Source organism: Pararobbsia alpina, from assembly GCF_965118125.1.
GTDB classification, from domain to species: Bacteria; Pseudomonadota; Gammaproteobacteria; order Burkholderiales; family Burkholderiaceae; genus Pararobbsia; species Pararobbsia alpina_A.
The window spans coordinates 3,656,220-3,678,531 of record NZ_OZ221287.1 but is presented as its reverse complement, the minus strand read 5'-3'; the positions used below and the strand labels follow the sequence as shown (position 1 = coordinate 3,678,531).

The 22,312-nt window shown below is 61.4% G+C and carries 22 protein-coding genes and 1 tRNA gene; 11 read left to right on the top strand and 12 right to left on the bottom strand.

Annotated elements, in window-relative coordinates; all coding sequences use genetic code 11:
* Window position 1: 1 nt before the first annotated feature.
* The 3 genes from ACMFWR_RS15905 to ACMFWR_RS15895 all read right to left on the bottom strand — a co-directional run bounded on the left by ACMFWR_RS15905 (window position 2) and on the right by ACMFWR_RS15895 (window position 4,842).
* Window positions 2-511 carry a DUF1993 domain-containing protein gene (locus ACMFWR_RS15905; protein ID WP_413192567.1) on the bottom strand — a complete coding sequence of 170 codons (510 nt, stop codon included), beginning with the start codon at window positions 509-511 and terminating at the stop codon, window positions 2-4.
* Window positions 512-559: 48 nt separating this feature from the next.
* Entirely contained in the window at window positions 560-2,635 is a 2,076-nt protein-coding gene (locus ACMFWR_RS15900) for a M3 family metallopeptidase (protein ID WP_413192566.1), read from the bottom strand.
* Window positions 2,636-3,180: 545 nt separating this feature from the next.
* Entirely contained in the window at window positions 3,181-4,842 is a 1,662-nt protein-coding gene (locus tag ACMFWR_RS15895) for a methyl-accepting chemotaxis protein (RefSeq protein WP_413192565.1), read from the bottom strand.
* Between the two features lie 537 nt (window positions 4,843-5,379).
* Here ACMFWR_RS15895 and minC point away from each other — a divergent pair.
* From minC to ACMFWR_RS15875, 4 genes are all read left to right on the top strand, one after another.
* Window positions 5,380-6,261 carry a septum site-determining protein MinC gene (minC, locus tag ACMFWR_RS15890; RefSeq protein WP_413192564.1) on the top strand — a complete coding sequence of 294 codons (882 nt, stop codon included), beginning with the start codon at window positions 5,380-5,382 and terminating at the stop codon, window positions 6,259-6,261.
* Window positions 6,262-6,328: 67 nt separating this feature from the next.
* Window positions 6,329-7,144 carry a septum site-determining protein MinD gene (gene minD, locus ACMFWR_RS15885; RefSeq protein ID WP_413192563.1) on the top strand — a complete coding sequence of 272 codons (816 nt, stop codon included), beginning with the start codon at window positions 6,329-6,331 and terminating at the stop codon, window positions 7,142-7,144.
* A 9-nt stretch (window positions 7,145-7,153) separates the two neighbouring features.
* Window positions 7,154-7,405 carry a cell division topological specificity factor MinE gene (gene minE / locus ACMFWR_RS15880; protein WP_413192562.1) on the top strand — a complete coding sequence of 84 codons (252 nt, stop codon included), beginning with the start codon at window positions 7,154-7,156 and terminating at the stop codon, window positions 7,403-7,405.
* 243 nt (window positions 7,406-7,648) lie between these two features.
* Window positions 7,649-7,783: a hypothetical protein gene (locus ACMFWR_RS15875; protein WP_413192561.1), complete on the top strand. Its 135-nt coding sequence runs from the start codon at window positions 7,649-7,651 to the stop codon at window positions 7,781-7,783.
* Between the two features lie 198 nt (window positions 7,784-7,981).
* Here the strand turns inward: ACMFWR_RS15875 and ACMFWR_RS15870 are convergent, their stop codons facing one another.
* Together ACMFWR_RS15870 and ACMFWR_RS15865 are read right to left on the bottom strand one after the other, a co-directional pair.
* Entirely contained in the window at window positions 7,982-9,358 is a 1,377-nt protein-coding gene (locus tag ACMFWR_RS15870; RefSeq protein WP_413192560.1) for a chloride channel protein, read from the bottom strand.
* Between the two features lie 245 nt (window positions 9,359-9,603).
* On the bottom strand, window positions 9,604-9,795 hold the full coding sequence (locus ACMFWR_RS15865; protein ID WP_413192559.1) for a hypothetical protein: 192 nt from the start codon (window positions 9,793-9,795) through the stop codon (window positions 9,604-9,606).
* Window positions 9,796-10,055: 260 nt separating this feature from the next.
* Here ACMFWR_RS15865 and ACMFWR_RS15860 point away from each other — a divergent pair, with 260 nt between their 5' ends.
* Window positions 10,056-11,360 carry a diguanylate cyclase gene (locus ACMFWR_RS15860; RefSeq protein ID WP_413192558.1) on the top strand — a complete coding sequence of 435 codons (1,305 nt, stop codon included), beginning with the start codon at window positions 10,056-10,058 and terminating at the stop codon, window positions 11,358-11,360.
* 3 nt (window positions 11,361-11,363) lie between these two features.
* On the opposite strand, the gene ACMFWR_RS15855 is transcribed toward ACMFWR_RS15860, so the two are convergent.
* The gene (locus ACMFWR_RS15855; protein WP_413192557.1) at window positions 11,364-11,876 is read right to left on the bottom strand and encodes a TonB C-terminal domain-containing protein; all 513 of its coding nucleotides are present in this window, start codon (window positions 11,874-11,876) and stop codon (window positions 11,364-11,366) included.
* A 122-nt stretch (window positions 11,877-11,998) separates the two neighbouring features.
* On the opposite strand from ACMFWR_RS15855, the gene ACMFWR_RS15850 reads away from it, so the two are divergent.
* On the top strand, window positions 11,999-12,385 hold the full coding sequence (locus tag ACMFWR_RS15850; RefSeq protein ID WP_413194968.1) for a hypothetical protein: 387 nt from the start codon (window positions 11,999-12,001) through the stop codon (window positions 12,383-12,385).
* Window positions 12,386-12,392: 7 nt separating this feature from the next.
* Here the strand turns inward: ACMFWR_RS15850 and ACMFWR_RS15845 are convergent, their stop codons facing one another.
* Together ACMFWR_RS15845 and ACMFWR_RS15840 are read right to left on the bottom strand one after the other, a co-directional pair.
* On the bottom strand, window positions 12,393-13,031 hold the full coding sequence (locus ACMFWR_RS15845) for a surface-adhesin E family protein (protein ID WP_413192556.1): 639 nt from the start codon (window positions 13,029-13,031) through the stop codon (window positions 12,393-12,395).
* Between the two features lie 275 nt (window positions 13,032-13,306).
* Window positions 13,307-13,717 carry a hypothetical protein gene (locus ACMFWR_RS15840; RefSeq protein ID WP_413192555.1) on the bottom strand — a complete coding sequence of 137 codons (411 nt, stop codon included), beginning with the start codon at window positions 13,715-13,717 and terminating at the stop codon, window positions 13,307-13,309.
* Here ACMFWR_RS15840 and ACMFWR_RS15835 point away from each other — a divergent pair.
* Window positions 13,703-13,927: a hypothetical protein gene (locus ACMFWR_RS15835; RefSeq protein ID WP_413192554.1), complete on the top strand. Its 225-nt coding sequence runs from the start codon at window positions 13,703-13,705 to the stop codon at window positions 13,925-13,927. The two genes, ACMFWR_RS15840 and ACMFWR_RS15835, sit on opposite strands and share 15 nt — an antisense overlap.
* Before the next feature lie 218 nt (window positions 13,928-14,145).
* On the opposite strand, the gene ACMFWR_RS15830 is transcribed toward ACMFWR_RS15835, so the two are convergent.
* The 4 genes from ACMFWR_RS15830 to rph all read right to left on the bottom strand — a co-directional run bounded on the left by ACMFWR_RS15830 (window position 14,146) and on the right by rph (window position 17,375).
* Window positions 14,146-14,235 (bottom strand) — tRNA-Ser (locus ACMFWR_RS15830).
* 251 nt (window positions 14,236-14,486) lie between these two features.
* Window positions 14,487-15,680, bottom strand: a complete 1,194-nt coding sequence (gene hemW, locus ACMFWR_RS15825) for a radical SAM family heme chaperone HemW (protein WP_413192553.1) — start codon at window positions 15,678-15,680, stop codon at window positions 14,487-14,489.
* Window positions 15,681-15,864: 184 nt separating this feature from the next.
* A complete protein-coding gene (gene rdgB / locus ACMFWR_RS15820; RefSeq protein WP_413192552.1) occupies window positions 15,865-16,518 on the bottom strand; it encodes an RdgB/HAM1 family non-canonical purine NTP pyrophosphatase in 654 nt (217 codons plus the stop codon).
* Between the two features lie 116 nt (window positions 16,519-16,634).
* Complete coding sequence (rph, locus tag ACMFWR_RS15815) at window positions 16,635-17,375, bottom strand: ribonuclease PH (protein WP_413192551.1); 741 nt, start codon at window positions 17,373-17,375, stop codon at window positions 16,635-16,637.
* Between the two features lie 411 nt (window positions 17,376-17,786).
* Between rph and ACMFWR_RS15810 the strand changes: the two genes are divergently transcribed.
* The 4 genes from ACMFWR_RS15810 (at window position 17,787) to ACMFWR_RS15795 (ending at window position 22,303) form a co-directional block, all read left to right on the top strand.
* Window positions 17,787-18,722, top strand: coding sequence for a YicC/YloC family endoribonuclease (locus tag ACMFWR_RS15810; protein WP_413192550.1), 936 nt, complete (start codon window positions 17,787-17,789; stop codon window positions 18,720-18,722).
* A 126-nt stretch (window positions 18,723-18,848) separates the two neighbouring features.
* Entirely contained in the window at window positions 18,849-19,457 is a 609-nt protein-coding gene (gene gmk, locus ACMFWR_RS15805; protein WP_413194925.1) for a guanylate kinase, read from the top strand.
* 167 nt (window positions 19,458-19,624) lie between these two features.
* Window positions 19,625-19,828, top strand: coding sequence for a DNA-directed RNA polymerase subunit omega (gene rpoZ / locus ACMFWR_RS15800; protein ID WP_413192549.1), 204 nt, complete (start codon window positions 19,625-19,627; stop codon window positions 19,826-19,828).
* Window positions 19,829-19,918: 90 nt separating this feature from the next.
* The gene (locus ACMFWR_RS15795; RefSeq protein ID WP_413192548.1) at window positions 19,919-22,303 is read left to right on the top strand and encodes a RelA/SpoT family protein; all 2,385 of its coding nucleotides are present in this window, start codon (window positions 19,919-19,921) and stop codon (window positions 22,301-22,303) included.
* The last annotated feature ends 9 nt before the right edge of the window (window positions 22,304-22,312 follow it).

The following is a 22,312-nucleotide window of genomic DNA, read 5'->3' as shown; positions in this document are numbered from 1 at the left end:
CTTAGTTGAACGGTCCGAGATAGTCGAGCTTGCCCACCGGCAGCCCGTTGTGGCGAAGAATGTCGTGCGCCGTCGTCACGTGAAAAAAGAAGTTCGGCAACGCGAAGGTCAGCAAGTAGTTGTCGCCCGAGAAGTTCGGCTTGAAATCGCCGAAGTTCAGTTGCACGGTGCGTGCCTCTGCACCCTGGAATGACGCGGGTTGCAGGGTCTCGAGATAGGCAACGGTCTTCGCGATCCGCTGCTGCAGTTCGTCGAAGCTCGTTTCCGTGTCTTCGAAGCGCGGCGCGGCCACGCCGCTCAGGCGCTGGCCCGAGAGCTTGGACGTATCACTTGCGCGCTGGATCTGACCGGTGAAGGGCAGCATGTCCGGCGCGAGGCGGGCGTCGAGCAAGACGGCCGGCGCAATCTTGTGCGTGTCGGCATACGCCTCGGCCTTGCCGACCAGTGTCGACAACACGCGCAGACCGCGCACGAACACGGGTACGGAAGCCTGGTACATCGTTAACGCCATGGTGTTCTCCTTATACGTAACGAGTCGACGCACTGATCGTGAATGCGATCAGGCGCTGACGGACATGTCCTCGTCGATATCGATGAGGCCGCGCTTGGCCAGCATCGGCTCGACCTTCGGATCGCGCCCACGGAATGCCCGATAGGCCGCGCCCGGTTCGAAACTGTTGCCCGCGCTGTAGACGTAGCGATACAGGCGCTCGGCGGTCGGGGCATCGAACGGGCTGCCCCGCTCGATAAACGCGTTGTAGCCATCGGCATCCAGCACCTCGGCCCACATGTACACGTAGTAGCCGGCCGCGTAACTCGAGCTTGAGAACAGATGCAGGAAGTGCGACAGATAGTGCCGCTGGCCGATGTCCGCGGGGACACCGAGCTTCGCGCATTGCTCGGCCTCGAATGCCGCGATATCGACGGGCGTGCCGTTCGGCAGCGAATGCAAGGCCATATCGATCAGTGCGGGTCCCACGTACTGAACCGACGCCCATGCCTGATTGAACTGGCGGGCCCGCTTGAGCTTCTCGAGCAGCGCGGCAGGAATCGGTTCGCCCGTGTCGATATGGCGCGCGTGACGCTGGAGTACCTCCGGCTCTTCGGCCCAGTTTTCGAAGATCTGTGAGGGCAGCTCGACAAAGTCGTTGAGCACCTGCGTGCCCGCAAGACCTTCGTAGCGGACGTTCGACAGCAGACCGTGCAAGCCATGACCGAATTCATGAAACAGCGTGCGCACGTCGTCAAAGCTCAGCAGCGTGCGTTCGGCCTTCGCAAAGTTATTGTTGTTGATGACGATCGGCAACGTGCCGCCATCGATCGCGGACTGGCTCTGGAAAATGCTCATCCATGCGCCACCACGCTTGGTCTGGCGCGCGTAGTTATCGCCGATAAACGTGCCGATCTGCTTGCCGGTGCGGTCGAGCACTTCCCACAGTCGCGCGTCGGCGTGATAGAGCGGCACGCCGCGCTTTTCGACGAAGCGCACGCCGAACAGGCGGTGGGCGCAATCGAACATCGCGCCGATCATGTTCTCGAGCGAGAAGTATGGCTTGAGTTCGGCATCGTCGAGGTCGTAACTCGTCTGGCGAACACGTTCGGCCAGATAGCGCCAGTCCCATGCCTCGATGGGCGTCGGCTCGCCGAGTTCGGTCGCCATCGCCGTGAGGCGCGCGCGGTCGGCGTCTGCCTTTACGAGTGCGGGCGTCCAGGCGCGCATCAGCAAGTCGTTTGCGGTTTCGGGCGTGCGCGCCATGCTGTCGTCGAGCTTGAATTCCGCATAGGTCGAGAAGCCGTGCATGGCCGCCTGTTGCTGGCGCAACTCGATGATGCGGGCCGCAATCGCGTAGTTCGCGTGCTCGCCGGGGTGCGCGCCGCGTGCGACCCGTGCGCGCCAGATGGTTTCGCGCAGATCGCGACGCGTCGAGAACGTCATGAACGGTTCGGCGATCGACGGCGACAGCGTGATCGCGTAGCTGCCCTCAGGCAGGTCGCGTTCGGCGGCCGCCGAACGAGCGGCCTCGCGGACCGATTCAGGCAGACCCGCGAGATCGGCTTCGCTCGTCAGCGTCAGCGCGAATGTCGATTCGTCGGCGAGCACGTTCTGCGAGAACTGCGTGGAGAGCGTCGCAAGCTCTTCGGTCAGTTCGGCATAGCGCGCGCGGTCGGCGTCGGAAAGCAGGGCGCCTGAACGCACGAAGTCCAGATGCTTGCGCTCGAGCAGGCGCAATTGCTCGCTGTCGAGACCGAGCGTGTCGCGCCGCGCGTAGAGGGCCGCGATGCGCGCGAAGACGCCGGCATGCATATAGGTGGCGTTGGCGTGCGCCGCGAGTTTCGGCGACAACTCCATTTCCAGGGTCTGCAACGCGGGCGACGTTTCGCTCGAGGTCAGGTTCCAGAACAGATTGCTCACACGCATGAACAGGCGACCGGATTCGTCGAAGGCCTGGACCGTGTTCACGAAATCGGGTGCGGCCGCGTTGGCGGCAATCGCGTCGAGTTCGCGAAGATGCTCGGCCATCGCGACATCAAACGCGGGCACATAGTGCTCGGGCTTGACCTTGTCGAACGGGGGCAGGTTATAAGGGGTGTTCCAGGGCTGCAGCAGTGGATTCGAAGCGAGCGAGTCTGACATGGCCGAATCGGAAGATCGAAGAAGCGAGACGAAGATAGTAGTCCGGTGCGCAGCGTTTTGCACGAACCTCGGTGCAGTAAGGCAATGCAGCATGTGACGGGCAGGATTTCCGCTTCTTGAGGGGCGGGTTGCTGAACGACGGTCGCATGGCGGGTCGCCGTGGACGCTTGCTTTGTGGTGCGGCCGTCGTTGCGCAGAGACGGCGGGCATCGATGCGAAGGGAATGCAAAGAAGAGAATCACGACGATGCGCCGTGTCACCTCGCACGATTTTGCGTCGTGAGTGATTTTGCGTGTCGGATCAGATGCTTGGAAAGTTATGCGGGCGGTTGTCCACAACCTTGCCAACATTTCCTGGGGACAACTCGCGTCACAGCGTGTGACGCGAGTCTGAAGACGGTGCGCGAGCGTTCGCGCACGTTTTTGAATCGCATGCGATTTCGCGCATGCGATCAATGACTTGAAAACTTATTCCAGCGCTTGTCCACAGCCCTTTCAACATAAACCGTGGACAAGTTCGAACATGTACGACTGAGGTGAGTGACCTCAGGCCGTGCGCAACTCGTGCTCCGCATAGGCCGCGCGGCGGCGTGATGCGTCCTGGGCGCCGGAGCCTTGCGAATCGCGACGCGCATCACTGCCGCCGTTGCCGCTTTGTCCGCCGCTGAGCCGGAACACCGCGACTGCATCACGCAGGATCGCAGCCTGTTCTTCGAGCGACTTCGCCGATGCAGCGGCTTCTTCAACGAGTGCCGCGTTGTGCTGCGTGACTTCGTCGATCTGCGTGATGGCCTTGTTGACTTGCTCGATGCCGTCGCTTTGCTCGCGTGCGGCCGCTTCGATCTCGCCCATGATGTCGGTCACCTTCTCGACCGATGTCATGGCTTCCTTCATCGTGGCGCCGGCCTGGTTCACGAGTGCCGAACCTTCCTCGACACGCGCGACCGAGGTGCCGATGAGGTCCTTGATTTCCTTCGCCGCCGTGCCCGAACGCTGCGCGAGGTTGCGCACTTCGGAGGCCACGACCGCGAAGCCGCGGCCCTGTTCGCCCGCACGTGCCGCTTCAACTGCTGCGTTCAGCGCAAGGATGTTGGTCTGGAACGCAATGCCTTCGATCACGCTGATGATCTCTGCGACCTTGCGCGACGACTGCGTGATGCCATCCATCGTGTGGATGACCTGGCCGACCACTTCGCCACCGCGCGTGACCGTGTCCGATGCGTTGTGCGCGAGGCGGCTGGCCTGCTTCGCGTTGTCGGCGTTCTGCTTGACGGTCGCCGACAGCTCTTCCATGCTCGCCGCGGTTTCTTCGAGCGCCGCGGCTTGCTGCTCGGTGCGGCGTGACAGATCGATATTGCCCGCCGCGATTTCGTTGGTGCCGAGGTGAATCGCATCGGTACTGCCGCGAACCTGCGATACCGTAGAGATCAGGCCTTCTCGCATCTTCTGCAACGCGACGAGCAGCTGACCCATTTCGTTCTTGCCGCCGCCGCGGATCTCGACACTCAGGTCGCCCGCCGCGATGCGCTCGAAGTGTTCCATCGTGTGACGGACTGGCTTGACGAGCGCGGCGGACAGCATCACGCGCGCGGCCAACGCAACGACGATCGTGATCGCACCGACGGCGAGAAACAGGCTCGATGCGATCGTGAAGCGCTTGCTTGCGACGTCGGCTTGCTGCTGCTCCATCTTGACCTGATAGTCCTCGAGCGCGTTGATCGCGTTCGAGTAGCTCGCGTACAGGTTGTTCGCGGTTTCGCCCTGAATCTGACGGAACGTGGTGAAGTCGTTGTCGTTGAGTGCCTTGAATTCGACTTCGATCGCATCGTCGACAAGCGTCTTGCGCGCTTTGGCGACGGCTTCAGCCAGACGTTGCTCCTCGGGCGAGGAGAACGGCGTGTTCATATACTGAGCGAAATCGTTGCTCGACTCGACGAGCACCTTGTGTGCAGCCGGGAGCAGATCGTCCGTCTGCTTGCCGACACTGAACAAGGTCTCGTAGCTGCCGAGCGCCAGTCGCGACTTGAGCAGTTTTTCAGAGCTTGTCTTGAGGTTCGAAAGCGCGGCGGAGTTGTGCTGCACTTCGTGCAGTCCGCTGTTGGCGAGCTTGAGCCCCGCGAACCCCACCCCGATCACGACGATCAGGAAGGCGACGAATATCCCGATGACCAGCGTCAGGCCACCGCGGATCGTGATGTTTTTCAGCATGCTTTCAATTCCCCGTTGAGCGTTCCTGCCGGTATGAGCGTTACACCGGCCCCGCCAGTGAGTTATCGGCACGCGGCATCACGCTCTAAATGAGGGTTTATGCGGGGTGGTTTAGAACCAGTTTGAAGGCGTGTTTGAGGGAGTGCGAAATATTCGAGTGGTTATTCGAATATCCATGCGAGCAGTTTGGTATGCAACTATCGGAACGTTCATACGCGCGGTATACCTTACCGATATCGCTGTGTGAGGCGCCGTGTGACGCGCTATGTGAGGCACACGGCGGGTGCTCAAATCCATGCCGGGAGATGCAGGTATTTGTCTGAAGCGCTGACACAGATCGCTCATCGATCGCTCAGGGTTCGGCGATATCTTGCTGCGGCGTTTTCACGCTTTCTGTTTAGATGTCATTCTTACGTGTTTCGCCGTTATGCTTCGTCGCCACTGCGCGAGGTGTGCAAATGGCATACCGAAGTTGGATTTTTTCTGAGTTCCCGGCCGACGCCTGTAAAATAGCCGGCAAATTTTTTACCCCTTCCTATGTCGCAGAAAAAGACGCCGTATTTCGAGTTGCGCAGCGGCTCGGTCGACACGTTGCTGTTTTCGGTCAAGACGACCGATCTCGACGCGTTGAGCAAGGAACTCACGCGTCGCTTCGAGGCGACGCCCGAGTTTTTCGCGAATGACGTTGTCGCGATCGATCTGCGCCGCCTCGAGGCAGGCGAGAAGATCGAGATGAGTGCGCTCGTCCATCTGCTCGAACAGGTCCGGATGCGGCCGATCGGCGTGGTGGCCAGCGAGGCCCAGCGCGAGTGGGCGGGCGCAGGCAGCCTGCCGCTCGTCGAGTCGCGCGACCGTCGCGGCATCAAGGACCCTAAGGACACCCGGGATTCGCGGGAGGCTGAGACCGACGGTCCCGCTCAGGCGGAACTGGCGATCGGCGACAATGGCTCGGCATCGAACCCCGATTCGGCTGCGGTGACGACTGGCGCGAGCACCACGAATGTGCCTGGCCTCGGCGCCGCGGCTCAGCAAGGTGCGCAGGCGGGCGGCACGAACGCGAATGGCGGCGACGGGCTCGTCGTGCGACCGACGCTTGTGATCGACAAGCCGCTGCGGTCGGGTCAGCAAGTCTATTCAAAGGGCGATCTCGTCGTGCTCGGTCTCGTGAGCTACGGCGCGGAAGTGATCGCTGAAGGCAATATCCATATTTATGCGCCGCTGCGCGGCCGGGCATTGGCCGGCGTGCACGGCAATCATGCGGCACGGATTTTCTGTACGTGCCTCGAACCCGAGCTGATCTCGATCGCAGGAATCTACCGGACCACCGAAAACGCGTTGCCGCCCGATGTGGTCGGCAAGCCCGTTCAGGTCCGCCTGGATCAGGAGAAGCTGTTGTTCGAGACACTGCGTCTGAATTGACCGCCGGCGGGGCGACGACGATCCCCGCCGACTTCATGCAAATCACCGATCTATAACAGGACCAGGAATGGCAAAAATCATTGTGGTGACTTCGGGCAAGGGCGGTGTGGGCAAGACCACAACCAGCGCGAGTTTCGCGTCGGGCCTCGCACTGCGCGGCGCCAAGACCGCAGTCATCGATTTCGACGTGGGTCTGCGTAACCTCGACCTGATCATGGGTTGTGAGCGCCGTGTCGTGTATGACCTGATCAATGTGATCCAGGGCGAAGCCAATCTGAACCAGGCCCTGATCAAGGACAAGAAGTGCGAGAACCTGTTCATCCTGCCCGCGTCGCAGACGCGCGACAAGGATGCGCTGACGCTCGAAGGCGTGGGCAAGATCATTGAAGACCTGATCGGCATGGGCTTCGAGTACATCGTCTGCGACTCGCCCGCCGGTATCGAATCGGGCGCGTTGATGGCCATGCATTTTGCCGATGAAGCACTGATCGTCACGAACCCCGAAGTGTCGTCGGTTCGCGACTCGGATCGCATTCTCGGCATTCTGGCGTCGAAGACCAAGCGTGCGATCGAAGGCAAGGATCCGATCAAGGAACACCTGCTGATTACGCGTTACAACCCGAAGCGCGTTGTCGAAGGCGAGATGCTGTCGCTCGGCGATATTCAGGAAATTCTGCGCATTCAGCTGATCGGCGTGATCCCCGAGTCGGAGTCGGTGCTCCATGCTTCGAACCAGGGCGTGCCGGCGATCCATATCGATGGCTCCGACGTTGCCGAGTCGTACAAGGACGTCGTCGCGCGTTTTGTCGGCGAAGACAAGCCGATGCGATTCACCGATTACCAGAAGCCCGGGCTGCTGTCGCGGATCTTCGGCGGCAAGTAAGGGGGGAGTATGTCGATACTTTCATTTTTGCTGGGCGAAAAGAAGAAGTCGGCTTCAGTTGCGAAGGAGCGTCTGCAGCTGATCATCGCGCACGAACGCGCGGGCAACACGAGCGCCGACTATCTGCCCGCGCTCCAGCGCGAACTCGTTGCGGTGATCTCGAAGTACGTGAAGATCTCGAACGACGATATTCGCGTGTCGCTCGAACGGCAGGACAATCTCGAGGTGCTCGAAGTCAAGATCGAGATTCCTCAGGCGTAGCACGGCCGTAGCACTCGTAACCAAACGTTAGGCCCGAATCGCGGTTTTTTCGAGGCCACTGGCGGGCAGGGGTTGTTTGGACTGGCTTTTTTGGTAGAGGCACACGGGATGTGAACGGCGCACGCAACATTCGTTCACAAACCATGGCACCGCGTAATAGTCGGGGTGTCGACCGCGGCAGGGGTTCACACATTAAATGGACACAACCGTCGAAGACGGGTCTGTATCCAAGTGGAGAACCTTATGAAGAAGCTCGTCATGCTGACCGCCGCCGCGGTCCTCGCCTCGCTGCTCAGCGGCTGCATCGTCGTACCGGCCGGCGGCCCGTACTACGGAGGCGGTTACTACCATCACGACCACGGGTACTACTACCATTGATAAAAAAGGCACGATGAGACGTGAGTCTCGTCGTGCCTTTTGCTTTGTTGCTGCGTTGTTGCCGGTCGGTCGTTCCTCGGTTGTTGCCGGGTTGCGTCTCGATTGTCGCTCGGTCCTTGCTCGGTCGTCGCTCGATAGTGATTGGATCGCAGCGTGACTGTCGCTTGATGGTGGCGTGACGGCGGCGCGACTCCGGCCTTAGTGCGGATGCTGTTCGAGATGGGCCGTCGCGTGCGGGTCGGGTTCTGTCTCCGGCGGAGGGGCCGTGGCGGCGTGAGCCTGAGCCGCGTAGCGTTCGGACAGCGCCTCGTAGAGCGGTGGCGTGAAGATCCTCGATACGCGGCTCGAAATGAGTGCCGTCGCCATCAGCGAAATCACGAGTGCGTGACCGTTGATCATTTCCATCACGATCACAAACGCCGTGATCGGCGACTGCGTCACGCCGGCGAGATACCCGACCATCGCCAGGCCGATCAGCATCGGCAGCGACATCGAACTGAAGAGACTGTGCAGCGCGTTGCCGATGCCCGCGCCGATCGACAACGAAGGCGCAAAGATCCCGCCGGGAATGCCGGGCAGGTAGGAACCGACCATCGATGCGAATTTCAGCAGCGGATAGAACACCGACAGCGCTTGACCTCCGTCAAGCAGGCCGCGTGCTTCGGTGTAGCCGCTGCCGAACGTCTTGCCGCCTGCCACGATACCGATCACCGCCACCGCGAGACCGCAGAGCGCAGCAAAGCGGACCGGGTAATCAGCACGCATGTTCAGAAGCTTTGCCGGCATCCAGCGGCGCGTGTTGAGCAGAAGCCAGCCAAAAATGCCGCCGGCGATCCCTGTCACGATTGCAGTCACGACGACCGCGATAGCCATCGTGTTCGGGAACGGCCCGGTCACGTTCATCGAGCCGAAGTACGTGTAGTTGCCGTTGATGGCCAGCGCGACGATCCCGGCGAAGACGATCCCCGTGATCACGACACCGCTCGCTCGCGCCTCGAAACTGCGCGTGAGTTCCTCGATCGCGAACACGATACCCGCCAATGGCGTGTTGAACGCCGCCGACAGGCCGGCAGCCGCGCCCGCGAGTGCGAGCTGTCGATCGATCAGTGCGTTTGCGCGGGGATAGAAGCGCCGCAGATTGAACATGATCGCCGAGCCGACCTGCACGGTCGGACCTTCGCGTCCGATCGTCATGCCGCCGATGATGGCGATCAGCGAAATCACGATCTTGCCCGCGACGACGGGTAGCGAAAGCAGTTTCTCGCCCATGCGTTCGCCGCCGACCTGAAGCGTCGCAATGACCTGCGGGATGCCGCTGCCTTCTGCCCCATTGAAGTAGCGTCGCGTGAGCCACACCGAGAGCGCACACGCGGCGGGGGTGACGAAGATCGGCAACCAGAAGTAGGTGTGTTCCATGCGCAGGAACAGATCGAACCCAAGATCGATGAGTCGCGCATACAGGACTGCGATAAGGCCGACCACGATGGCGCCGATCCAGAACACGCCATATTTGCGCATCAGGCGTCGGGCATGGCGGTAAGTTCGCCCGTGAAATTGCTGGAAAGGTTCGAACATCGTCGGCACGCAGGCAAAAGGCGATTATAGGACGCGATGACGATGCTCTGGAGAACAGACCATACGGAGGCGGCGTCGCGTGATGCTGCGTGACGGTGATCGCGATGATGCTGGCGGCGCAGATACGGTGTCGATGCGGTGTCGTCGCCGGGTCGATCGCCGCGTTTTGAGGCGAACGCGGCCATGCCTTGCGACGCGAAGGAAGAACTGCGATCGAACGGGTTACAGCAACGAACCGCTTTCGGTCACAGCACCATCTCGGGCAGAAAGAGTGCGATCAGCACGATCAGCACGGCACCGATATCAACAAGCAGCGCCTTGACGCACAAACCGAATACGGTCATGTGTTTCGAGCGCAGCGCAACGACCAGGGTGCCGATGAGCGCGAGCGCAATCATCGTCACGATGTCGCCATTGGTCAGGTGGGGAAGCATCATCGCGGCATCCTCTCGACAAAACCGCCTCTCGCGTGTGCGGGCGAAGAGGCGCGAGCGCCATCGGCCGGCGCTTGCCTGATCCTGCTTTTTGTTTCGAGTATAGGCCGTCAAAAGGCTGATCAAAATCATTGCAAGCCCTTGTCGGATCAGGACTTTCCCTTGTTTTAGGAGGGTTCCTCGGCAGAAATTCCCTGATTTATTTACAAATTGAGTAACTATGCTAGATTCCGGCAACGACCTTTGATCAGACAATAATCCAGATGAACTGGGATCCAGTCAGCGGGGCGAATGCAGCGGTATGGTTGGCGATCGTATTGGGTTTGCAGGTCTTGATCGTCTTGCTTTACCGCTGGGCCAACGGCGTATTGCCGGGGCTCAGACCATTCCTGATTAGTGCATTGCTCTCTCTGGCGGGGGCGATGATTCGCCTGACCGTTCATCCGGGCAACGACGCGTGGCAAAACGCGTTCGCGCTTGTCGGCGGCGTCGCCTTGATCGTCGCACCGTGTTTACTTCATTTAGCGCAACATCGCCTTCAGCGTCGCCACGGCCGGGCGCTGCCCTTGCGTTCGGCAGCGCTGATTGCAGTCGTGGCCTATCTGGCGTGGGCACGGATCGGTGACCCCGCGGTGCGTGATCTCGTCGTCGATGTCTGGCGCGCCGCGGTGTTCAGCCTGTGTGCCTGGCAAGCGCGGCATTTCCGGCGCGTAAGCGAACGGCATCCGGCATTGCCGGGTGTGGCGGCCGCGGCTTCGTTGTTGCCCGCAGGCGGTGCGGCCGCGCATGCGCTGCGCATCGTGCTCGATGTCTTCGATTGGTCGCCGCACTGGCTGACCGTGGTGACGCAGCCTGGATCGGCTGCCGTGTTCGAAGCGGTGACGGGTACCTTGCTGACTTTTGTGTTCGTCGCCGCTGCGACCTGCGCGATTCGCGATCGTTATCTTGATCAAGCTCGAGCGTTTGCCGATCAGGCCGAGCGCGATCCGTTGACCAACCTGATCAACCGTCGCGGGCTCGAACAGCGCCTGGACCGCCTGGCGCAGACACATCACCGGACGATCGGCGTACTCGTCATCGACGTCGATTACTTCAAGTCCGTCAACGACCGGTTTGGTCATCTTGTCGGCGATCTGGTGCTGCAAAAAATAGCGCTCCGTTTATCGGCGACTGTGCGGCCCGGAGACTTTGTCTGCCGTTTCGGGGGCGAAGAATTTGTTGTCGTCGTGCCGTGCCGCGAGATCGACGACGCACACGCAGCCGCCAAGCGATTGCGTCATGCAATCGGCGGCGAGCCGTTTGAGACGGGCGAGAGCGATGTGTCGCTGACCATCTCGATCGGACTCGCATTCGGCTTGCTGGATGACGCGGAACTGCTGCTGCGTGATGCCGACGAACGGGTGCTGCGCGCGAAGCATGTCGGGCGCAATACCATCGTGATTCCGACTGAGGATGGCCCGGTGCGCGGCTTTATCGCCACTGAGCAAATCGAAGAGCAGGCCGATTTGTTCGACTGGTTCGATGCCGGGACCGAGGATCTGTTCGGCGCGACTGAAGCACCGGTTTGACGGCTATTCCGTTTCTCCGTCCTGCTGGGGCGCGGCGAGCGATTGCAATTGGAATCGGCCGTCCGTGTTGAAGAGCCAGCCCTCCATCAGTTCGACCTGACCCGCAGCATTGAGCACCGATGCCGGCGGCTCCGGCAACGGGGCCGAACGTCTGAGCGTCGTGATCGCGACTTTCTCGGCGACGTCGTCGCCGTTCGTGCGGAACACGGACGAGCGCAGGATCTTGCCCTGACGGTCCACCACGAACGACACGATGACCACCGAACGCAGCATCGCTTGCGGCCGGCCCGGCGTGATGACCTCTGCATTGACCGTTTCGATGCGCTGGGCGACCTGAGTCTTGTAATCGTCGGTGCGAACCTGCTTCGCTTTATCCGGGCCCAGGTAAAGCGATTGAATGAATGACTTCGCCGCTGGCGCTTCAGAGCACCCGCCCAGCAACGACGCGCCCGCCGCGGCGCAGCTGATGGCCACAACCATCAGGGTCTGGGTGACGGCGTCGCGAGGCATCTTCATCGCAGGCATCCGGTGCGAAGGGTTTATTCATCATAGGCAACGCTGCTTACGACGACATTTTTCCGGGATCGGTATTTGCTCTAAGCCACAGTGGGGTCATCCTGATCCGAAGGAGCGAAAACATGCCACAGACACATGCCCAGGAACATGCGCTGTCGCGCCACCACGCGGGCAGGAATCCACGGATGAGCGGCGCACCGACGAAAGCCGACGAGGAAGGTATGAGCGTGAGCCACGCGAACATGCAACCGGATACGGCGTCTGCCGCGAGTGAGAGCGGAACCGTGCGCCGACCGCGCGCTGCGCAGGCCGGCTCGGGGACATCGCATGGCGCTGAACACGAGCGCCATGACCCGGCGACCGAGTCGGACTTACAGCATCCGCAGCCGGCCCATCACAACGACAACGAGAAGAGCAAGTTGCCCGAACGGGGCGATGAAGGGCGCAAGCAGGCGCCTCACGATCGACCCGGAAAGAAGTCGGGCGAGGGTGAAACGCCAGTAGGCTGATGAATCGTTATTGAAGCTGCGTAGCCGGATGCTGCGGTTCCATCGACGGAATCGCTGTCGCCGAAGCCGCATCCGAGGCGGAGGCGCTGGGTGCGGCAGCCGGTGCCGCGCCCGGTTGCAGCAGCACGTCCTTGACCGGGAACGGCGCGGGGCCGCTGCAGACCGCGTTGAACATGATCGCGCCGATCGTGCCCGGCACGGCAGGGCGCAAGTCGAGCGGCGCATCGGGCGCGACCCAGCTCGTGACCGAATGGCCGCCGCCGTCCTGACCACCGAACGCGATGAATTGATCCATGCCGATCGTGCCGCTGTCGCAATCCGCGACCACATGCTCCTTATACGACCGGAACGTGAAAGATTCGGACGTCGCGACCGGTGCCGGATAGTTGAACAGGAACCACGCCGACGCGGGCGGCGGTGCGCTCCGGAAGAACGATTCGATCGGATTCAGGCGCGCGGAGCGCGGCACGCGGCCTTCCGTCTGCATGCTGACCGTGACGCTCGTGCGCGGGATTTCCGCAATCGTCAGCCAGGACGCGAACGCGCTGCCCGCCGGCACAGCGAAAAGAAGCGCGAGCGCCGAGAGGGCGCGAGCAGGGCCGCTGCGAAGGCTGAGGCGGCGTGCAAATGTCGGTTGCAGGTTCATGCGGCGGACCGTTCCAGGATGCGAATAAACAGAGTCTGTGGGGTCCGGGTCCTGCGTCCGTCCTTGTTTCCGGCCCGATGATTCCGGGGCACGGGGCGAGGCGGTCAGACAACCCGTCAATTCCACGTAATTTCCGATATCACCAGTATGGTCGATTTGCCGCCCGGTTTAGGCGTTGAATAGACGGGGGAAATGGCGGCTGATTGGCGGGATTGGGACCTCAATCCCGCCAATGGTAGCGATTTGAAAGGGAAGGCCGCGACTCCGTGGCGGGATCACCGCTTCGAAGGCTTCTTGATCGTTCCGTCCTGCTCGGTCATTTGCGCGTACCAGGCATCGACGAGTGCAGCCGTTCTTTCGGTGCGCTCTTGCAACCGATCGAGCCGTTCGGTTGCTTGCGTGATCGCGGCAGCCGTGCTCTTGCCGGATTCGTACGATGCAACCATGTTCGACAACACCGTCGCGTTGAAGCCTGCGATCGCCATGACTGAACCGATCGCCGTCGTGACGACAATGGTTTTCACGCTGCGAGCCTCGCGCCTGGCTTCCGCGATCACCTCGGCATTGTTTTCCTTGATCGCAGCCATGTCGGCCTGGATGCAGACGTTGCTTTCCTTGATCTGGTTGACGATCAATTCGAAACGGCGCAGGCGTGCATTTGCCAGCCTTTCATGCACCTGATTCATTCGATCGAACTGCTCCTTGGCGCGTGCCTCCCGTTCGTCCAGCATCCGTGCGTGGTATTCGAGACGTTCATTCCACAAGTTGACCTGGCCTTCGAACAGAGCCCGCCATTTTTCGTCGAGGTTACGACAGTCAAAATCGAATTTTCGGTGGATAAAGGCGCCCATGCTCGCAACCTGATGATGAGAATCAATGATGAGCGACAGGCGTGACGGGTCGCTCTAGCGTCGAATCGGACGATCTCATGAGTCAGCCAACGAAGCTAGGCCTCGAACGCAGAATCAGAGCAAGCGACATGAATATAAGAAACGGCTGACACGCGCGGCGTTCATTTCCGCAGCACGATGCGCGAATTGCGGGATCGGGTTGTCAGAATACGGGGAGGTCCGGCTTCGCAGCGGTCTCGGAGGCAGGGATACGGGAGAGAAACTGGCGGAGGCGGTGAGATTCGAACTCACGGAAGGGTTACCCCTTCGCTGGTTTTCAAGACCAGTGCCTTAAACCGCTCGGCCACACCTCCTGCGTCGGCATCGGGGCATTGGTGCGTCGGAGAGACGCGCCTCGATGCGGCAAGGCGCGTATTGTACCCGACCCGGCGGCAGGATTAAAACTCGTGCGCACGACGTGCGCTGTGCCCGGTTTGGGAAGAGGCTTCGTCCTTGAAATTCTGCCCCTGTGCAACACGCGTTCTGGCCATCGCAGTTCAAACCCAACTCAGCGATCCGTCGCGCGCAGCGACCAGGACGTTGACCCCGCGCGGTTCTCGCCGTCCTACTCCTTCAAAAACAACCCCTGCAAATCATTGAGGAATCGCTGCCCGAGCGGTGTCGGCGCGATGTGCTGGTGATCGCGCGTAATCAGGCCACGTGCTTCGGCTTCGCGTAGCGGCGCTTCGATTGAATTCATCGTGAGCCCCGTGCGTTCCATAAAGCGATGCACCGGGAATCCCTCGTTGAGCCGCAACGCATTGAGCATGAATTCAAACGGCAGATCCGCTGTCGAGACCTCGTGCTCTTCCTGCACGGCTTCCTGCTTCAGTGCCTGCTCGATATAGCTCGTCGGATGCTTGTACCGGATCTGGCGGAGGATCCGTTCCGGGAACGAGAGCTTGCCGTGCGCGCCTGCGCCGATGCCGAGATAGTCGCCGAATTGCCAGTAGTTGAGGTTGTGTTTGCTTCGGTGGTGAGGCTTCGCATACGCCGACACCTCATACCGTTCGAAACCTGCTTCCAGTGCGCGTGCGTGAATCCAGTCCTGCATATCGGCCGACGTATCGTCGTCCGGCAGCGGGGGCGGATACTTCGCGAAGTACGTATTGGGCTCGAGCGTCAGATGGTAGAGCGACAAATGCGGCGAGCCGAAGGACAGCGCAGTTTCGACGTCTGCCTTGCATTCCTCAAGCGTTTGCCCGGGCAGCGCAAACATGAGGTCCATATTGAAGTTGTCGAACACCTTCGATGCGACTTCGAGTGCGCGGCGCGCCTGCGCGGAATCGTGAATCCGCCCGAGGGCCTTCAGGTGCCGATCGTTGAAGCTCTGGATGCCGACCGACAGGCGGTTGACGCCCATCTCGCGAAACTGCCGGAACTTCTCGGCTTCGAAAGTCCCCGGATTGGCCTCGAGCGTGATCTCGGCGTCGGCGTCGACGGGCAGCAGCGCGCGGATGTCCGACAGCAGTCGATCGAGACCCTTTGCCGACAGCAAGCTCGGTGTGCCACCGCCGATAAACACGGTATGGATGCGTCTGCCCCACACGAGCGGCAGCGCGGACTCGAGATCCGCACGCAATGCATCGAGGTAAGCGTCTTCGGGGAAATCGCCTTCACCCTTCCATTCGTGCGAATTGAAATCGCAATAGGGACACTTCCGCACGCACCACGGAAAGTGCACGTAGAGCGAGAGCGGGGGCACTGCGGGCAGACGGATACGTCCCGGTGCAAGGAAGGCTTGGGTAACTTGAGCCATGACGACAACCTCGATGCGTCTTCGTTGCCGAAGGCGCGATGTTTCCTGATATGGGCGCGGCCGTCGAAGACGTCCGATGTACGTGCGCCGCGACGACTACGCGATTTCCGCTGTGCTTCTACGACGTCTACACGATTCACGTGTGCTTCTACAACGTCTCAGCGATTCCCACAGCGTTTCTACGTCAACCGCGCTCGCGTAGCTGTGCGAGCAAATGCCGCAGCGCAATCGCGCGATGGCTGACGGCGTTCTTGACCTCGGGCGTGAGCTCCGCCGCAGTCATGCCTTGTTCGGGCAGATAGAAGAGCGGGTCATAACCAAACCCGTGCTCCCCGCGCGGCGATTCGGCGATTTCGCCGAACCAGCGGCCCGCGCCGATGATCGGTTCGGGGTCGTCCGCATGTTCGACGAAGGCAAGCACGCATACGTAGTGCCCGCGCCGATCGTCATGCGCGGCGAGTTCCGCGAGCAGATGTCGGTTGTTTGCCGCATCGCTCTTTTCGCCGCCCGCTCGTTGCGCGTATCGCGCCGAGTACACACCGGGCGCGCCGTGCAACGCGCGTACGCACAGACCGGAATCGTCGGCTAGCGCCGGCAACCCGGTGAGCCGCGACGCGTGCCGCGCCTTTTCCAGCGCGTTCTCGATGAACGTAGCGTGCGGTTCTTCGGCTTCCGGCACGCCGAGTTCGCCCTGAGGCACGAGGTCGAGCCCCGCGGTGCCGAGCAGCGACGCGAACTCGCGGAGCTTCCCGGCGTTGTTCGAAGCAACGACCACACGCCGGCGTTCACCGCGCTGTGTGTCGCTTTTGCCGCTTGTCGTCGCGATGTTCGAAGTCATCGGTTCTTTCTCAATTCATTCGATTGCGGCAGCGTCGTCGCTGACGTTGCCGCCGATGCATCGTGGCGCACGCAGCCGGTCACGGCACACGCCGTCGGACTTGCGCCACTCTTTGTTCAGGCGTAGACGATCTCGAGTGCCTTGCGTTGCATGGCGATCAGATCGTAGATCCCGCCCTGCGCGAGATCGAGCAGCCGGTTCATCTCGTCACGCGAGAACGGCGCGCCTTCCGCCGTGCCCTGCACTTCGACGAGGCCGCCCGAGCCGGTCATCACGACATTCATGTCGGTATCGCACTGCGAATCTTCAATGTAGTCGAGATCGAGCAGGGGCACGCCGTCGTGGATGCCGACGGAGATCGCCGCGACGAAATTGGTAATCGGCGACTCGGTGATCTTGCCGCTCGACAGCAGCTTCGATACGGCGTCGTGGGCGGCGAGGAAAGCGCCCGTGATGCTGGCCGTGCGCGTACCGCCGTCGGCCTGAATCACGTCGCAATCGAGGTTGATTGTGCGTGCGCCGAGCTTTTCGAGGTCGAACACGGCGCGCAGCGCGCGGCCGATCAGGCGCTGGATTTCCTGCGTGCGTCCAGTCTGCTTGCCGCGTGCCGCTTCACGATCGCTGCGCGTATGCGTCGCGCGCGGCAGCATGCCGTATTCGGCCGTCAGCCAGCCCTGGCCGCGGTCGCGCAGGAAACCGGGGACCTGTTCGCTGACGCTCGCCGTGCAGATGACTTTCGTGTCGCCGAATTCGATGAGCACCGAGCCTTCGGCATGCTTCGTGTACTGGCGCGTGATGCGCACGTCGCGCAACTGGTCGGCGCGGCGGCCGCTGTGGCGTGAAACGCTGGAAGACATGTTGGGGTCCGCGGGAAAGAGGGGTGGGGAGGGGCCCTGCACGCATCACACGCGTGCGAGCCCGTATCGACGAGCCCGAATCTTAGCGCTAAACGCGGATCGGCCCCAGTACTGCGAGTCGACGCGCGAAGGGCGGCATGGCAGTCCGCGATCCCGGCTTGAGATGCGGTTGTGCCGACCCATATCGTGCAGCGAGCCAAAGCCTCTCGACAGAATCACATGTCCGTGACGTGACGATTCATCGTGTCGAAACACATGCGCGCCGTGTCGGGCAGGCGCGAATTCAAACGCGGGAGCCGGGCCGGTCGGACCACCAAAACGCCCGTCCGGCCGACGTGCGCGCCGAAATGCGATAATCGTGCCTTCACTTGTTTCAGGCGGCCCCAGGCTGCCCTTACGCGGAACCGCACAATGATCTATAGCATGACGGGCTATGCGAGCGTGACCCGCGAACTCGCGGGCGATAACGCCGGCAGCGACGCAGGCGACGCCGTTGCAAGCGTCTCCGTCGAATTGCGCACGGTGAACTCGCGCTTCCTCGACCTCAATTTCCGGATGCCGGAGGAGGTGCGGGTCTGCGAACCGACGCTGCGCGAAATGCTGATGAACAAGCTTTCGCGAGGCAAGGTCGATATTCGCGTGAACGTGCAGCGTGGCGACAACTCGCTCGCGGGCACGATCCAGCCCGGTGCACTCGATCAGTTGCGTACGCTCGAAAACGAAGTGCTCACTGCTTTCCCGGGCGCCGAGCGCTTGCGTATCGGCGAAATTCTTCGCTGGCCTGGCGTGCTTTCTGAAAGCGCAGTGTCGCCCGAAGTGCTTCGCGACGCGGTCCTCGCGTGCGGCAAGGACGCGATCCGCGAACTGATCGACGTACGCGGCCGCGAAGGCGCTCAACTCGCAACGATGCTTCTGACCAACGTGGCGGAGATGGAAGCGATCGTCACGCGCATCACGCCGCTGGTGCCGGAACTCGTCGCGCGCCAGCAGGCCAAGATCGTCGAACGGCTCAATGACGCGCTCGGCGTTGGCGCGCCCGATAACGGCGCCACGGTCGTCACGCGCGAAGAAGCCGCGGAGCGGATTCGCCAGGAAGTCACGATGTATGGCATCCGCATCGATATCGCGGAAGAAATCTCGCGCCTGAACGCTCACCTGCGCGAAACGCGTCACGTGATCGAGAAGGGTGGCAAGGTCGGCAAGCGGCTCGACTTCATGATGCAGGAACTCAACCGCGAAGCGAATACGCTGGGCTCGAAGGCGGCTGCCAAGGAACTGGCGGATGCATCGATGACGCTCAAGCTGCTGATCGAGCAGATGCGCGAGCAAGTACAGAATCTGGAGTAAAGAACAATGAGTGACAAGATTCCGCGCGACGCACGCGCGGTACAAGCGGAGCAGCGTGCCGCCGAATCGGTCGCAAAGACCGCAAACCCCACCGAATACACGGGGGTGTATCCGGGGAATCTGTTTATGGTTGTCGCGCCCTCGGGTGCGGGCAAGTCGACGCTCGTGAACGCGCTGCTCGAGCAGGATTCGGCGATTCGCCTGTCGATCTCGTACACGACGCGTCCGCCGCGACCCAATGAAAAGCACGGGCGCGAGTATCTGTTCTGCACCAAGGAAGAATTCGCCGAGCGTCGTCGTCAGGGCGAGTTTCTCGAAAGCGCCGAAGTGCATGGCAACTTCTACGCCACCTCGCGTGTGTGGATCGAAGAGCAAATGCGCAATGGCCGCGACGTGCTGCTCGAGATCGACTGGCAAGGCGCGCTGCAGGTGCGCAAGCAGTTCAGCAATGCGGTGGGCATTTTCATTCTGCCGCCGTCGCTCGAAGTCCTCGAAGACCGCTTGCGCAAGCGCGGTCAGGATGCGGCCAACGTGATCGTGCGACGCCTGCTTGCGGCAGGTAGCGAGATCGCCCACGCGCCGGATTTCGAGTATGTCGTGATCAACGAGTCGTTCCCGCATGCGCTGGCGGAGTTGCAGTGCATCGTTGCCGCGACACGCCTCCGGTGTGCGTCGCAATACGCGCGGCACACCGAATTGTTCACGCAGCTCGGCATTCATTTGCCGCAAGCGTAAGGCATTTCAAACGGCGCACGCGGATACGCCGACAGAGCGTCGCCGGGGAGTCGCGCGCGAGTGTTGCAAAAGCCCCAACGGAAGGCGTTGTGCAATCGATTCGCGTCCCACGGACGTTTCGGCGCTTCATGTAGAATACGCAGCATATAAGGAAGGAACACACCACCATGGCACGCATCACCGTCGAGGACTGCCTGAAGCAGATCCCCAATCGTTTTGAACTCGCACTGGCGGCAACGTATCGTGCGCGCCAGCTCGCGCAGGGTCACACGCCCAAGGTCGAAAGCCGCGACAAGCCGACCGTCGTCGCGCTGCGCGAAATCGCTGAAGGCAAGGTTGGCGTCGAGATGTTGAAGAAGGTCCCGGTCTGACCGACCGGAATCGCTGGACTATCAGGAGGCGCTCCGGGTCCCACTCCTTGTGAGCGCTGAGCATTTGACATACTTAACAGGGAGGCGAGCATGAGTTCCGATTCCTCATCCGCCTCTTTGTCTGTCGATACGCCTGCGACGTCGAAGGCTGCGTCCGCACGCAAATATATCGACGCCGTGCTCGAGCAGTCGTTCCGGCATTTGTTCGGACCGACCGCCACGCCCGAGCAGCCGCGCAAGCATGAAGTCGTTTCGATCGCGAAACTGACGACTGCACTGTCGGCCTATCTCAAGAAAAACGAGCTGAAGGAAGTCAAAGCGGCTTTCCATTTCAGCGACGAAGCGCACCTCGGGCAATATCGCCAGAGCGGCGAACCGTACATCACGCACCCCGTTGCCGTTGCGGAGATCTGTGCCGACTGGAAGCTCGATGCCCAGTCGATCATGGCCGCGCTGTTGCACGACGTGATGGAAGACCAGGGCGTTACCAAGACCGAACTCGCCGAGCGTTTTGGTCCCAAGGTCGCCGAACTTGTCGACGGCTTGTCGAAGCTCGACAAGATGGAATTCCGGAATCGCGAGGAAGCGCAGGCGGAGAATTTCCGCAAGATGCTGCTCGCGATGGCGCGCGATGTACGCGTGATTCTCGTCAAGCTCGCCGATCGTCTGCACAATATGCGCACCCTCGGTGCGGTGCCGACCGAAAAGCGACGCCGCGTCGCGCGCGAGACACTCGATATTTATGCGCCGATCGCGCACCGCCTGGGGCTGAACAACACGTTTCGTGAGCTTCAGGACCTCAGCTTCGCGAATTTCAACCCGCGCCGGTACGCCACGCTCGAAAAGGCCGTCAAAGCCGCACGCGGCAATCGGCGCGAGGTCGTCGGCAAGATTCTCGAAGCCGTTCAGCGTTCGTTGTCCGAAGCCAAGATTCAGGCCGACGTGACCGGCCGTGAGAAGACGATTTTCAGCATCTATCAAAAGATGCGCGACAAGCAGTTGTCGTTCTCGCAGGTGCTCGACGTCTACGGTTTTCGCGTCGTCGTCGAGCAGCCGCTCGAGTGCTATATGTGCGTCGGCGCGCTGCACTCGCTGTATAAGCCCGTGCCGGGCAAATTCAAGGACTACATCGCGATTCCGAAGGTGAACGGCTATCAGTCGTTGCACACCACGCTCGTCGGCCCGTTTGGCACGCCGATCGAGTTTCAGATTCGCACGCGCAAGATGCACGAGATCGCCGAGTCGGGCGTCGCCGCGCACTGGCTCTACAAGAACGGCAGTGCCGATCTCAACGATGTCCAGAAGCGTGCGCATCAGTGGTTGAGCTCGCTGCTCGATATCCAGTCGGAAGCCGGGGACTCGACCGAGTTCCTCGAGCAGGTCAAGATCGATCTGTTCCCCGATGCGGTCTACGTGTTTACGCCAAAGTCGAAGATCATGGCGCTGCCGCGCGGTGCCACGGCACTCGACTTCGCTTATGGCGTGCACAGCGATCTCGGCAACCAGTGCGTCGCGGTCAAGATTAATAACGAGCTTTTGCCGTTGCGTACGGAGCTCAAGAGCGGCGACATCGTCGAAGTGATTACCGCGCCGTATTCGAAGCCGAATCCGGCGTGGCTCGGGTTTGTCCGAACGGGCAAGGCGCGCGCAGCGATTCGTCACTATCTGAAGACGATGCGGTTCAACGAGTCGGTTCAGCTCGGCGAGCGTCTTGTCGATCAGGCCCTCAAAGCATATCGACTGTCGTTGTCCGACGTCACGCCGGAAGTCTGGGAAAAGCTGTCGCTCTGGACGGGCAACCGCAATCGTCAGGAGCTGTTCGCCGATATCGGCCTGGGCCGCGACGTCGCCGCCGTCATGGCGAAGCGTCTCGAAGTGCTGATGAGTGGTCGCGAAGAAGATGATGAGGACGCGCTGTCCAACGCGGGTACCTCGACGCACCACGCATCGGGTGCGGGTGGCGCGGCGGTCGTGATCACGGGCACGGAAGGGATGTCGGTGCAGTTGTCGCCGTGCTGCCGCCCGATTCCTGGTGACGCGATCATGGGCTACATTGGTATTGGCCTCGGCATGGCGATTCACACGGCCGATTGCCGCGTTGCGCAACGCATTCACCGTCGGGATCCGGAACGCTGGATCGACGTCGCATGGGCGCCGCAACCCGGGCGTTTGTTCGACGTCGGCGTGAAGGTGCTCGTCAAGAGTGCGAAGGGTGTGTTCGCCCGCGTCGCTGGCGATATCACATCTGCTGATGCGAATATCGTTCACGTCGCTATGGACGAGAACATCGCGCAGGAAATCACCGAGCTGCGCTTCATCATTCAGGTCAGCGACCGTGTGCATCTCGCGAATGTGATGCGACGCACGCGCGCGAACCCGGACGTCGTGCGGATTTCGCGCGAACGGCCAAGCGAAGAGCCGCCGGGTCGGCATGACGGCGGCATTCGTATCGACCGCGAGCGGGCGGACTACTGATCACGCTGG

Coding starts and splice junctions, on each gene's coding strand:
- ACMFWR_RS15905 (WP_413192567.1), bottom strand. CDS start 511: ATGGCGTTAACGATGTACCAGGCTTCCGTACCCGTGTTCGTGCGCGGT.
- ACMFWR_RS15900 (WP_413192566.1), bottom strand. CDS start 2,635: ATGTCAGACTCGCTCGCTTCGAATCCACTGCTGCAGCCCTGGAACACC.
- ACMFWR_RS15895 (WP_413192565.1), bottom strand. CDS start 4,842: ATGCTGAAAAACATCACGATCCGCGGTGGCCTGACGCTGGTCATCGGG.
- minC (WP_413192564.1), top strand. CDS start 5,380: ATGTCGCAGAAAAAGACGCCGTATTTCGAGTTGCGCAGCGGCTCGGTC.
- minD (WP_413192563.1), top strand. CDS start 6,329: ATGGCAAAAATCATTGTGGTGACTTCGGGCAAGGGCGGTGTGGGCAAG.
- minE (WP_413192562.1), top strand. CDS start 7,154: ATGTCGATACTTTCATTTTTGCTGGGCGAAAAGAAGAAGTCGGCTTCA.
- ACMFWR_RS15875 (WP_413192561.1), top strand. CDS start 7,649: ATGAAGAAGCTCGTCATGCTGACCGCCGCCGCGGTCCTCGCCTCGCTG.
- ACMFWR_RS15870 (WP_413192560.1), bottom strand. CDS start 9,358: ATGTTCGAACCTTTCCAGCAATTTCACGGGCGAACTTACCGCCATGCC.
- ACMFWR_RS15865 (WP_413192559.1), bottom strand. CDS start 9,795: ATGATGCTTCCCCACCTGACCAATGGCGACATCGTGACGATGATTGCG.
- ACMFWR_RS15860 (WP_413192558.1), top strand. CDS start 10,056: ATGAACTGGGATCCAGTCAGCGGGGCGAATGCAGCGGTATGGTTGGCG.
- ACMFWR_RS15855 (WP_413192557.1), bottom strand. CDS start 11,876: ATGAAGATGCCTCGCGACGCCGTCACCCAGACCCTGATGGTTGTGGCC.
- ACMFWR_RS15850 (WP_413194968.1), top strand. CDS start 11,999: ATGCCACAGACACATGCCCAGGAACATGCGCTGTCGCGCCACCACGCG.
- ACMFWR_RS15845 (WP_413192556.1), bottom strand. CDS start 13,031: ATGAACCTGCAACCGACATTTGCACGCCGCCTCAGCCTTCGCAGCGGC.
- ACMFWR_RS15835 (WP_413192554.1), top strand. CDS start 13,703: ATGCACCTGATTCATTCGATCGAACTGCTCCTTGGCGCGTGCCTCCCG.
- ACMFWR_RS15840 (WP_413192555.1), bottom strand. CDS start 13,717: ATGAATCAGGTGCATGAAAGGCTGGCAAATGCACGCCTGCGCCGTTTC.
- hemW (WP_413192553.1), bottom strand. CDS start 15,680: ATGGCTCAAGTTACCCAAGCCTTCCTTGCACCGGGACGTATCCGTCTG.
- rdgB (WP_413192552.1), bottom strand. CDS start 16,518: ATGACTTCGAACATCGCGACGACAAGCGGCAAAAGCGACACACAGCGC.
- rph (WP_413192551.1), bottom strand. CDS start 17,375: ATGTCTTCCAGCGTTTCACGCCACAGCGGCCGCCGCGCCGACCAGTTG.
- ACMFWR_RS15810 (WP_413192550.1), top strand. CDS start 17,787: ATGATCTATAGCATGACGGGCTATGCGAGCGTGACCCGCGAACTCGCG.
- gmk (WP_413194925.1), top strand. CDS start 18,849: ATGGTTGTCGCGCCCTCGGGTGCGGGCAAGTCGACGCTCGTGAACGCG.
- rpoZ (WP_413192549.1), top strand. CDS start 19,625: ATGGCACGCATCACCGTCGAGGACTGCCTGAAGCAGATCCCCAATCGT.
- ACMFWR_RS15795 (WP_413192548.1), top strand. CDS start 19,919: ATGAGTTCCGATTCCTCATCCGCCTCTTTGTCTGTCGATACGCCTGCG.